Source organism: Synechococcus sp. MU1648, from assembly GCF_023630615.1.
Taxonomy (GTDB): Bacteria; Cyanobacteriota; Cyanobacteriia; order PCC-6307; family Cyanobiaceae; genus Parasynechococcus.
The window spans coordinates 21,731-31,363 of sequence record NZ_JAKUHI010000017.1 but is presented as its reverse complement, the minus strand read 5'-3'; the positions used below and the strand labels follow the sequence as shown (position 1 = coordinate 31,363).

At 59.1% G+C, this 9,633-nt stretch carries 14 protein-coding genes; 7 read left to right on the top strand and 7 right to left on the bottom strand.

Annotated elements, in window-relative coordinates:
• The first annotated feature begins 142 nt into the window (after positions 1-142).
• The gene (locus tag NCN06_RS12405; protein WP_250399006.1) at positions 143-319 is read left to right on the top strand and encodes a hypothetical protein; all 177 of its coding nucleotides are present in this window, start codon (positions 143-145) and stop codon (positions 317-319) included.
• A 1,293-nt stretch (positions 320-1,612) separates the two neighbouring features.
• On the opposite strand, the gene NCN06_RS12815 is transcribed toward NCN06_RS12405, so the two are convergent.
• Together NCN06_RS12815 and NCN06_RS12395 are read right to left on the bottom strand one after the other, a co-directional pair.
• Positions 1,613-1,714: a DUF1651 domain-containing protein gene (locus tag NCN06_RS12815; RefSeq protein WP_350223197.1), complete on the bottom strand. Its 102-nt coding sequence runs from the start codon at positions 1,712-1,714 to the stop codon at positions 1,613-1,615.
• Positions 1,715-1,753: 39 nt separating this feature from the next.
• Positions 1,754-2,068, bottom strand: coding sequence for a hypothetical protein (locus NCN06_RS12395; protein WP_250399001.1), 315 nt, complete (start codon positions 2,066-2,068; stop codon positions 1,754-1,756).
• 338 nt (positions 2,069-2,406) lie between these two features.
• Here NCN06_RS12395 and NCN06_RS12390 point away from each other — a divergent pair, with 338 nt between their 5' ends.
• Together NCN06_RS12390 and NCN06_RS12385 are read left to right on the top strand one after the other, a co-directional pair.
• A complete protein-coding gene (locus NCN06_RS12390; RefSeq protein WP_250399000.1) occupies positions 2,407-2,781 on the top strand; it encodes a hypothetical protein in 375 nt (124 codons plus the stop codon).
• Complete coding sequence (locus NCN06_RS12385) at positions 2,756-3,487, top strand: AhpC/TSA family protein (protein ID WP_250398999.1); 732 nt, start codon at positions 2,756-2,758, stop codon at positions 3,485-3,487. The genes NCN06_RS12390 and NCN06_RS12385 overlap by 26 nt, the downstream gene beginning before the upstream one ends.
• A gap of 2 nt (positions 3,488-3,489) precedes the next feature.
• Here the strand turns inward: NCN06_RS12385 and NCN06_RS12380 are convergent, their stop codons facing one another.
• The gene (locus tag NCN06_RS12380) at positions 3,490-4,029 is read right to left on the bottom strand and encodes a rhomboid family intramembrane serine protease (protein WP_250398998.1); all 540 of its coding nucleotides are present in this window, start codon (positions 4,027-4,029) and stop codon (positions 3,490-3,492) included.
• Positions 4,030-4,073: 44 nt separating this feature from the next.
• Between NCN06_RS12380 and NCN06_RS12375 the strand changes: the two genes are divergently transcribed.
• Together NCN06_RS12375 and NCN06_RS12370 are read left to right on the top strand one after the other, a co-directional pair.
• Positions 4,074-5,609, top strand: a complete 1,536-nt coding sequence (locus NCN06_RS12375; RefSeq protein WP_250398997.1) for a phytoene desaturase family protein — start codon at positions 4,074-4,076, stop codon at positions 5,607-5,609.
• Between the two features lie 43 nt (positions 5,610-5,652).
• A complete protein-coding gene (locus tag NCN06_RS12370; protein ID WP_115025271.1) occupies positions 5,653-5,853 on the top strand; it encodes a hypothetical protein in 201 nt (66 codons plus the stop codon).
• Here the strand turns inward: NCN06_RS12370 and NCN06_RS12365 are convergent.
• From NCN06_RS12365 to NCN06_RS12355, 3 genes are read right to left on the bottom strand one after another with little or no spacing between them, the layout of a single operon-like run.
• The gene (locus tag NCN06_RS12365) at positions 5,839-6,342 is read right to left on the bottom strand and encodes a WbuC family cupin fold metalloprotein (RefSeq protein ID WP_250398996.1); all 504 of its coding nucleotides are present in this window, start codon (positions 6,340-6,342) and stop codon (positions 5,839-5,841) included. The two genes, NCN06_RS12370 and NCN06_RS12365, sit on opposite strands and share 15 nt — an antisense overlap.
• On the bottom strand, positions 6,339-6,593 hold the full coding sequence (locus tag NCN06_RS12360; RefSeq protein WP_250398995.1) for a DUF6737 family protein: 255 nt from the start codon (positions 6,591-6,593) through the stop codon (positions 6,339-6,341). Before NCN06_RS12360 ends, NCN06_RS12365 begins: the two co-directional genes overlap by 4 nt.
• On the bottom strand, positions 6,571-7,173 hold the full coding sequence (locus NCN06_RS12355; protein ID WP_226406274.1) for a PCC domain-containing protein: 603 nt from the start codon (positions 7,171-7,173) through the stop codon (positions 6,571-6,573). The genes NCN06_RS12360 and NCN06_RS12355 overlap by 23 nt, the downstream gene beginning before the upstream one ends.
• An 84-nt stretch (positions 7,174-7,257) precedes the next feature.
• Here NCN06_RS12355 and NCN06_RS12350 point away from each other — a divergent pair, with 84 nt between their 5' ends.
• Positions 7,258-7,494, top strand: a complete 237-nt coding sequence (locus NCN06_RS12350) for a ribbon-helix-helix domain-containing protein (RefSeq protein WP_186570334.1) — start codon at positions 7,258-7,260, stop codon at positions 7,492-7,494.
• 8 nt (positions 7,495-7,502) lie between these two features.
• Here NCN06_RS12350 and NCN06_RS12345 read toward each other — a convergent pair whose 3' ends face one another.
• Positions 7,503-8,576 (bottom strand): transporter substrate-binding domain-containing protein, encoded by a 1,074-nt coding sequence (locus NCN06_RS12345; protein ID WP_250398994.1) that lies wholly within the window; start codon positions 8,574-8,576, stop codon positions 7,503-7,505.
• A gap of 356 nt (positions 8,577-8,932) precedes the next feature.
• Here NCN06_RS12345 and pdeM point away from each other — a divergent pair, with 356 nt between their 5' ends.
• Positions 8,933-9,607, top strand: a complete 675-nt coding sequence (gene pdeM, locus NCN06_RS12340) for a ligase-associated DNA damage response endonuclease PdeM (protein ID WP_250398993.1) — start codon at positions 8,933-8,935, stop codon at positions 9,605-9,607.
• The last annotated feature ends 26 nt before the right edge of the window (positions 9,608-9,633 follow it).

The window sequence follows — 9,633 nt, the reverse complement described above, 5'->3', positions numbered from 1 at the left end:
GATGCATTCATTCAGCACAAATCACAGCTCTTTTCGTTGAATTGCCATGCCTTCAATGCTTGGCGGATCTGGAATGGTTCGCTGTCTCTAGAACACCCCCGCCTGCTGCGGGAGGGAATTGTGCTGAACACAATGCTCGCCGATGTTTGCCACGCTGCTGTTGACAACAGCCCTTTTTGTCAACCGGGCTGTCACCACGGCAATGATCCCCCTTCAGCCACTCCTTGATCGTCTCGCTGAAATCCCAGGCATGGAGCGCGGCAGCAAGCGTCTTGTTGTTGTGCTCGGCCAGCTGGGTGACTTCGACTCGATGAAATGACCTCGACATTGCCTCGGACATAGCCCTTGCTTGAGTCGATTCGATCCAGAGACGGGCTGTGGTCCTTGTCGTCGGGATTCCCAACACGAAACTCGATGCCGAGGACAGGACAGGTGCTTGGGACTACAACGTCATCCCTTTCAAGATCAAAGTCCAAGCCCCTATCTGCGGCCCTTCGTTTGGCCTGGTGAAACATCCGATAAGCAGGTGTGCCGGACTCTCCATGCGTGACTGATGCCTTTCCCAATTGCTCCTGCTGATAACCGCAGCCACCGCAGGAGTGGATTGGTGGTTTCGTAAAAAATGATTGTGTCAGCACGATTTTTCCGGTGACACCGCAGTCACAGTCGACGTACCAGCGGTGATAGGAACGTTTTTTGATCGTTCCATCAGGCTGAGGCGCATCTCTTCTTAAGAGAGGAGCTTTTCCGGTAACGATTAGACGCCCGAACCTCTTTCCAGTCAGGTCGACCTTTGTGTATCCCCGAAAGTTGGGGTCGCGAAGCCTTAGGCAGGCGAAGCACTGATTTGTAGAGGTGTATCGAGGACTGTGATGGCCTCTTTTGCAAGGAGGTCCAGCCCAGAAATGTGTAAGGCCCTTTTCACGAGCCATAGCCCTGCTGATGAATGGTCCGTAGACCAGCTCTTCCATCAGTTCACTCATCGAATGAGGTCAGCGTCGCACCGACACCCTTTTCAGCGCCTCCCCCATCCGAGCCATTATTTTGCCCAATTTCAGGGGGGCGCATCCCTCATTTGGGCGGGGTGGCGTGATCAGCCCTAAAAATCTTTTTCCAGCCAAAAGCTCTTTGCTGACTGAGAGTTGGATTAGACGCGTTAGTTTTTGCTTCCACAAATGGAAGTGAGGGTCTAGTTTTCAATCAAGACTCGGAGCGGAGAGATCAATGACCACAGCAAAACAACTGCTACACGCCCACGAAACCATTCGGAAGCATTCGAACGAAAGGGAATTCCCCGCACAACTTCAGTCGGTCTTCCTTTTGATCGCAAGCAATGGTGGAGATATGGCGCAGTCGGACATTCACGATGCCCTGGGACTCTCCCCCACCTCCGTTAGCCGCAATTTGAGTTGGCTTGGCCCAAGGAATGTCCTCAAGAGGCGAGCAGGTCTACGGTGGATTGAGAGGTATCAGTGCCCAAAAAATTACAAAGCCAAGAGAGTCAGATTGACTGCACTTGGCCGCCAGATAATTGACGAAGCCCTTACACCTCTAAGACTGCCCAAGGAAAAAGATCTTCTAAGTGAAGAGGCCCTGCGAAAAGCAGTGATGTCTATCTGACTGGTGGTGAGCACCGCCGCCAGCCTGTTTTGAGCATCTTGTCCCACGCGTCGATGGCGTTATGCCGAAGCATTCGCCTGCGGGTTTGCGGCACGGGCGGACGTGGTGGTGCCCAGCCGTAAGTGCGCAAAAGCTAAAACCCCTTTGATTTGTAAGTCACTTCGTGGATTTCTTCTGCAAGTTGCCTGATCGCGATCAATGTGTTGCTGTCCGTATCCGCCTGCCGTTCAGCAATCTCACTTTGAATATTTTGACCAACAATAATAATCGGCAGCAGTACAAGCTGAAGAAACGTCTGTGCTGTCCATGCCACTATCTTCAAAGGATCTTCTGAAGCCAGCGCTTCAGGTAGCGAGATCAAAGCTAACAAGCAAAACGCATAAGCACACCACATTGTCCCCACCTTCTCCGTGACCCAAATAGCGACTCTTTTGTTAAAACGTCTCAAGGCATTAGATGCACCAATACATATAAATAACCCAAAAGCAAAAGCATTGCAATTGAGATCTTTTGTTCATTTAAAGACAGTGCGGAAGCCAGGTTCAGCTCTATCTCGGCTGCAGGCGATGACATCGGCGACCACATGCAAATGCCATCTCATGGTGGATGGTGCCTGGCGCATGGCTGACGTGATCTGGGTTGATGGCGGTGCCAACACCCCACTGCGCATGGACCGTGGCTGAGTCGGGCTTGAACTGACAAAGCAGTTGCTGTTCAGGACTCACCAGCCAACCCTCACCGCCCGGTTTTTCCGGCGGGGGGTTGGTAGCGCGGTCCTTGTTCGCCATGGGGTGGAGTCTGGCCAGCACCCTCGCCAAACTGAAGCGTTGCCATCAAATGCCCATGCCGGGACCCGCCACGACCAACGTCGAGATGACGTGTCTGCAGGGTCTGGCGGATTTGGAAAGGCTGGAGGGGCCATGGCTTGATGGCCTGGCCACCGGTGATCCTGAAGTGGCAGCCATCACGGTGCGCCTGCTGCTGGCCCACCTGGCCTGGAACAGCAAGCGACTGCTGGGGGCAATGGTGCTGGACCGCCTGGACGTGGAGTTGGCCACCACCCGGCTGGATGCCGATGTTTGCCACGCTGTCGTTGACAACAGCCCTTTTTGTCAACCGGGTTGTCAACATGGCAATGATTCAAGCCCAGCCACTGCTTGACCGTCTTGCTGAAATCCCTGATATAGCAACGGGTTCTAAGCGCCTCGTGGTTGTCATGGGACAGCTTGGAGATTTTGACTCGATCGAATATGCCCAGGCGTTGGTGCCGAGGCTTCCCCAGTTGGCGGCGGTCGGGATCAAGGTTCAGTTGTTCGGCATTGGCAACGCTGCTGGCGCTGAGCGCTTCGCTGCCTTCACGGGGTTTCCCCTGCAGCAGCTGATCGTGGATTCTTCACCGGTGTTGCATCACTCCCTTGGCTTGGAGTCCGGGCTGCATCTGCCTGGTGGGCCATGGCCTGGCTTTCTGCTGATGTGCGCTGGTGTGGGCTCACCGGGCACCTTGCGTGAGGTGCTGCGTGGTTACACCGGTGATCGCTCAGCTGCCCAGATCTTCGATGACGAGGAGTGGATCGAGGCGTTTCCTCTGCCCCGCTTTCGTGGAGGTCTGTTCCGCCGGGCCGGTGGCGCGGGCTTCCAGCGACCGTTCGAGCTCGCCACCAAGCGTCTGCGCAACATGAACGAAGTGCTCCGGCACTGGCGCACCTATGTGCCTTGCGATGACTACATCACCCACCGCGGTGCCACGGTGCTGCTTGATGCTGACGACAGCGTGATTTACAGCCATCGCGATCAAAGTCTGCTGGGTTATTCCGCCACCATGCACCGCCCCCTGGCGTTTCTCGATGCTGTCTTGTCTCACCCCTGACCTCAATCGGCGGAGGGCTCGCGATACACCGCTAGGGCCGCCACCAATCCACCGATGAAGCCTGCACTGTGGCCGATCCAGCTCACGCCGGCGGGTGAAACGCCGGGGATCAAGGCGATCAGGGCTGAGCCGTAGAGCCAAAACGCCACAAGCCCCAGGACGATGGACAGGATGCGACGTTCAAGCCAGCCGATCAGCAGCAGGTAGCCCAGGAGCCCATAGACCACACCGGAGAGTCCATGACTCCGTGTAGGCCAGAACAGGGCGACCGGAATGTTGATCACCAGCACGGACAGCCAGACGCTCAGGTAATCGCGCATTCCCCTGCTGAGGACCAGCCAGCTCAGGGGCAGAAAGGCCAGGCTGTTGGAGATGAGATGTCCAAAACCAGCGTGACTGATGGGGGAGGTCAGGACCCCCCACCAGGGTTGATCCGGTCCCATCGGCAGATTCCACTGCCCCGCAAAAATCAGCTGGTCGATCAGCTCCTGCCCCCAGGCCACCGCCAGGATCAGCAAGGGAAGCAGCAGTCGACCGCGCATCGTCTTGCGCCAATGACCACAATGATGACGCGAAAGCTGGGCAGATGATCAGAAGCGACGTCGACGTTCTGGTGATCGGCAGCGGCATTGGCGGACTTTGTGCCGCAGGCTTGATTGCCCGCGCTGGCCGCGAGGTGCTGGTGCTGGAAGCACACCACCAACCCGGTGGGGCCGCCCATGGATTTCAGCGCCAGGGCTATCACTTTGAATCCGGTCCTTCCCTCTGGAGTGGTTTGGGTCGCTGGCCCAGCAGCAATCCGTTGGCTCAGGTCCTGCGTGCGTTAGGGCAAACCTTGGAGGTGATCCCTTACCGAACTTGGGATGTGCTCTTGCCGGAAGGTGATCTGCGCATCGCTGTAGGGCATGACGACTTTGAAGGCGTGGTTCGCGGCTTGCGGGGTCCCGAGGTGGCCGCTGAATGGCGGCGTTTTGTCGAAGCCCTTCGGCCGATTGCTGCCGCCGCTGATGCCCTGCCCCTGCTGGCCCTGCGGCCCGGGGTGGATGGCATGGCGCAATTGCTGAAGCGCGGCGGGCGCTTGTTGCCGCACCTCACGGCGATGCGTCATCTCTCCGGTTCCTTCGGCCCCCTGGTGGATCGTCACCTCACCGATCCCTTCCTGCGCCATTGGGTGGATCTCCTCTCCTTCCTGATCAGTGGCATGCCGATGGGAGACACCAATGCGGCTGCCATGGCCACGCTGTTCGGCGAGTGGTTCGAACCGGAGGCCCATCTCGACTACCCCGTTGGTGGAAGTGCTGCGGTGGTTGAGGCCTTAGTGCGTGGATTGAAGGCCCATGGGGGCAACTTGCACACTGGTGTGGCTGTGCAACAGCTGCAGGTGGAGGGGGATCGCGTCGTGGGTGCGACGCTGGCGGATGGAACGTCGATCGCGGCGCGGCAGGTGATCTGCAATGCCGATATCTGGTCCACCCTTGCGCTGCTGCCGGACTCCGTCGCGCCGAAGTGGCAGCGTCAACGCCAGGAGACGCCGGCCTGCAATGGCTTTCTACATCTGCATTTGGGCTTTGATGCCACGGGGCTGGAGGATCTGCCGATCCACACCGTCTGGGTTGATGACTGGGAGCGTGGGATCGACGCCGAACGCAATGCCGTGGTGTTGTCCATCCCGTCGGTGTTGGATCCTTCCATGGCTCCGCCGGGTCGCCATGTGCTGCATGCCTACACCCCGGCCAGCGAGCCGTGGGAGCTCTGGGCTGATCTGGAGCGCGACAGTGAGGCGTATCAGCGGATGAAACAGGAGCGATGCGCTGTGTTCTGGCGCGTGCTGGAACGACGTATCCCCGACATTCGCGACCGCTGCGAGTTGATCATGGAGGGAACGCCGCTGACCCACAGCCATTTCCTCAATGTGCATCAAGGCAGTTATGGCCCTGCGCTTTCAGCCGCTGAAGGGTTGTTCCCTGGGGTGTCGACGCCCCTTGCCAATTTCTGGCTTTGTGGGGCCAGCACCTTCCCCGGCATAGGAATCCCTCCCGTCGCGGCGAGTGGTGCCATGGCGGCCCATGCCGTTCTCGGTCGGGAGACGCAGAACCGTCTGCTGCGAGAGCTGGAGATTTGAAACAGCTGCGTCATAACCTCCCTTCGGAACGCCCTCTCAGTCCATGAATTCCAACGCTCGGATTGATTCGCTTCAGCTGATGCTGACCGATCTGCGCATGCGCAACGAGCCGATCCGTCACAAGGCGGCGTTTCGTGGCTGCCAACCGGAATTCCAGGCGTTGGTCAGCCGTTTAATTGAACAGTTGGAGGGAGAACTGCTCGAGGAGAAGCAGCGTTCCCGCGCAGCGTCACGCCAGGCGTGATTCTGAGAGCAGGTCGCGCCACTGCGCCTCCTGCAGGGCCGCCTCCGGTGTGCCCTCTACGGGGAAGTGAGTGAGGAACTTCTTGTCCTGCGAGGGCTGGTAGGGCCCCTGTTTCAGCTCAAAAATCACGCTGTCGGCCTCCAGGGCCACCAGGGTGTGGAACTGATCTTCTTCAACCTCGATGCCATGGGTGGGCCCAGCGGCGCTGAGATGCAGCTGCTGCTGGATGTCGCCCTCCCCGTTGAACAGCAGCAAGCCGATGGCTCCCTGCAGCACCAGGAAGCATTCAAAGCCTGTGCCTGAACCGTTGCGCCGGTGGCGGTGCGGACGCACATAGGTGCCGGGCTGAAGCACGTTCAGGAAACGCTGAACCGGATCCTGCTCCTGGTGAAAATTGTGGTTCACGCGCAGCCGGGGATGCTGCCGGGCTTCGGCGGCCACCCGGGCGAACAGCTGCTGGTCGATGCAGCGAAAGGGCGAGGACTTCATCCGTTTTGCTCAGCAGCGGATCGGTAGGCGGCGGGGACGAGCACCAGAAACAGCAGCCACCAGGCCAACACGCCCAGGGCCAGGGGAAGGCTGATCCACAGGCGATGCAGGAGTCCCCAGGACCCGCCAACCACGAACACCCCTGTGGAGACGATGGACCAAGGCTGGCACCACCAGGGTTTCAGAGACCAGAACGGCGGCTGCTCCCGGGGTGGCTGTTCTGGCGGTTCAGCGGAGGGCGTCGAGTTCACCGGCGGCTTGCATGGCGGCGAGGTTGTCGTAGCCACCAATCACGGATCCGTCGATGAACACCTGGGGGAAGGTGGTCATTCCACTGCGTTGTTGCACGGCCTGGAAGGCTGCGTCGTCGTTGACGGTGGTGACGGTGTGCGGCAGGTCCAGGGTTCTCAGGATGCGTAGGGCACGGCTGCACCAGGGGCATCCGGGAAGAACGGCGATCTCTAGCCGTGGTGTCGAGGATTGCGGCGCAGGGCTGCCTTCGCGTTGCTCAAGCACACCAATCAGCAGGTCGACGCCTTTCTGCACGATGGTCCCTGGCTCCAGGTGGCCTCCCCAGACCTGGCAGGCCCCATCCGACAGGCTCAGGTGCAGATGAACGCCCTCAGGGGAGAAGGTTCCATTGAGGGTGATGACTTCGAGGTCGCCCTCCAGCACGGTGGGGTCGGCCTGGCCGGGGCATTGAAACGACGCCTTGGTGAGGTTGCCGACCACGCCGAGAACAAAGCCGCTGATGCCGTCCCGCTGGGCCAGCTCTTCAAGGCTGAGGCGCAGATCACTGCCGGGAGCAAGCTTCAGCGGCAGGGAACGCATGGCGCCTCAAAAAGGTGCTCAAGATTACGCAATCATGTTTCGCACGATATTGTGCTTTTATTGGGTGGATATGTTCACGTTATCGTGCCCCTCCTTCAAGACCTGGTTCAGGAGTTGCAGCAGCGGATCGAGGGTCAGGCCATGGCCCCAAGCACGGCTGCGGTGGCGGATGCGGCTGGTTCGGAGCGCATCAATGTCACCCTGCCTCGGGGGGTGATGGATGACCTCAAGCGGCATGCTCTCGCCGAGGGACGCAGTTGCGGAAATTTGGCCGCCTATCTGCTGGAAGAGGCCCTGCGTCGTCATCGTCCGCTGGGCTAAGCAAAGGATCAATCCAGAAACTTGTTGGCGATGTTCTCCGCCTCGCCACTTTGTTGAAGCTTCAGAATCGACACCCCCATGGGCGTCCGCAGCGGGCTCGTTGGCTTGAGCACGAATCCGTAGGTTTCGTCCGACACGTTGAATGGTGCCAAGCGCACCTCAAGATCCGGGTTGTTTTTGAGGTGATAGCGGATGGAGTGTCGATCGAAGATCAAGGCATCGGCCTTGCGTGACACCACCAACTGAACGGCGCTGGCGAGGTTGGGAGCTGGGACAACGCGCATCTCCCGGTTTTCCGCTAGTTCCATTCCATCGGTGCCTTCAACGACGGCGACCCGTCGGTTGCTGAGCTGTTGAGGACTGTCGATCGCTGTTTCGGTGGCGCCTGAGAGAAACAACGTGAACGCCGACGCGAGGCTGGCGGTCAGGGAGGACACCGCAATCAGCGAGATCACCATCCAGGCTCCCGTGATGCCACGGCCGGTGCGCGTTACGGGCGCTTTGTCGCCATAGCCCACCGTCGTCAAGGTCACCAGGGCAAACCACATGCCGCTGCTGATGCCGGGAAGCCAGTCGCGGGGAAACTGTTCACTGTTCTTCTGCCGCTCGGCCATCCAGATCAGGCTGCCAACCACCAACAGCACGCTGATCAGCACCAAAACCGAGGAGATCACGGCCCAGCCGAAGAACACCTGAACGCGACTGAATATGGAGGGTGTTTTGAGGGGAAGAAGGATGCCCTCCTTGCTCAGGAAGTAGGGCTGGGTGAAGTCAATCCCTGGGATGGCAAGTCGGCGGGAGGTGATGCTGATCGGGCCGACGAGCACGTCGATGCTTCCGTCGTCCACCGCTTCAATGCCGGCTTTGGGCGTCGGTTGCTGAATCAGCTTGTAGCTGATGTTGTTGTCTTCGGCGACGCGCCTCCAGATTTCGAGGCTGATGCCGCTGAAGTGACTTCCGTCCTTGATCACGAAAGGAGGTGAGCCACTGATCCCAACCTTCAGCTGCTCGGCCTGCGCAGGAATTGCGCTGCTGATGCAGGCGAGCGCTAGTACGAAGCACCAGCGTCGAAGGGTTGGCATCAGCGCTGTTCCAATCGACGCACGATCACGGCCATTGCAGCCAGGGAACCCGCTAGCGCGATCAGCAGGGCAATGGTCATCGAAGGCTTAGGGATGGAGTGGTGCAGTCAGATTGGCATCTCTGGCTCCGAGTAACCAGTCGGCGACTTCCATCCTCAGGGCATAAGCACATTCGTAACGGCCCGCCTCCTCCAGAACCCTTAACCGTTGTTCGAGTGTTCGAAGAGTTGAAATCGCGAGCTGGTGTGGACCCTCGCTTCGCGCCACAATGAGTCTCATGGAAGTCTCCAAAGCTTGAGGCACGACGTCGGGAATCAGATGCAGCCAGCGCTACAGATCCGACATCTGAACCATTCATGACCCCATTGGAGTGGTCCTGGGGCAAGAGCTCCCTGACGTTTTTGCCCCAGCGGGCGTTATGGCGGGCTGAGGGTCGTGAGCTGTTTGTGGCCGATCTGCATCTCGGCAAAGCCGAGGTGTTCCAGGCCCATGGCGTTCCCATTCCAAGTGACGGTGATCAAGGAACCCTGAATCCACTGCTGGCCCTGTGTCACGCCTGGTCGCCTGAGCGATTGTTTGTTCTGGGTGATCTGGTGCACGCCCGGATTGGCATCACAGCTCCGCTACGGGACACGTTGTTGGCACTGCCTGATCTCTGTGGTTGTCCGGTTGTGCTGATCGGTGGGAATCATGATTGCGGCAGCTGGATTGAAGGCATGCCCCAGCAGCCATCACAGCGGCTTGGCAATCTCTGGTTAAGTCATGCCCCTGAACGGGTTCCGGAGCCAGGTTTGTTGAATGTGTGTGGCCATTTGCATCCCATGACCCGGCTTCGCAGCCGTTCTGATCAGTTGCGTTTGCCCTGCTTCGCCTTTGATCCGGACGGTCCGCGTCTTGTGATTCCCGCGTTCGGACAGTTGACGGGAGGCCATGACTGCGGCGACCGTTACCGGCAATGGCTGGTTGCTGACGGCTCCATCATTCCTTGGTTCGAACAACTCCCCCCCCACCGAGAGCGAAGGATCGCGTGACTCAGCCTGCTGAGTTGCGGACCGGA

Excerpts from the sequence above, each read along its gene's own strand:
- NCN06_RS12405 (WP_250399006.1), top strand. The coding sequence starts at position 143 with ATGTTTGCCACGCTGCTGTTGACAACAGCCCTTTTTGTCAACCGGGCT.
- NCN06_RS12390 (WP_250399000.1), top strand. The coding sequence starts at position 2,407 with ATGGGGTGGAGTCTGGCCAGCACCCTCGCCAAACTGAAGCGTTGCCAT.
- NCN06_RS12385 (WP_250398999.1), top strand. The coding sequence starts at position 2,756 with ATGATTCAAGCCCAGCCACTGCTTGACCGTCTTGCTGAAATCCCTGAT.
- NCN06_RS12380 (WP_250398998.1), bottom strand. The coding sequence starts at position 4,029 with ATGCGCGGTCGACTGCTGCTTCCCTTGCTGATCCTGGCGGTGGCCTGG.
- NCN06_RS12375 (WP_250398997.1), top strand. The coding sequence starts at position 4,074 with ATGATCAGAAGCGACGTCGACGTTCTGGTGATCGGCAGCGGCATTGGC.
- NCN06_RS12370 (WP_115025271.1), top strand. The coding sequence starts at position 5,653 with ATGAATTCCAACGCTCGGATTGATTCGCTTCAGCTGATGCTGACCGAT.
- NCN06_RS12365 (WP_250398996.1), bottom strand. The coding sequence starts at position 6,342 with ATGAAGTCCTCGCCCTTTCGCTGCATCGACCAGCAGCTGTTCGCCCGG.
- NCN06_RS12355 (WP_226406274.1), bottom strand. The coding sequence starts at position 7,173 with ATGCGTTCCCTGCCGCTGAAGCTTGCTCCCGGCAGTGATCTGCGCCTC.
- NCN06_RS12345 (WP_250398994.1), bottom strand. The coding sequence starts at position 8,576 with ATGCCAACCCTTCGACGCTGGTGCTTCGTACTAGCGCTCGCCTGCATC.
- pdeM (WP_250398993.1), top strand. The coding sequence starts at position 8,933 with ATGACCCCATTGGAGTGGTCCTGGGGCAAGAGCTCCCTGACGTTTTTG.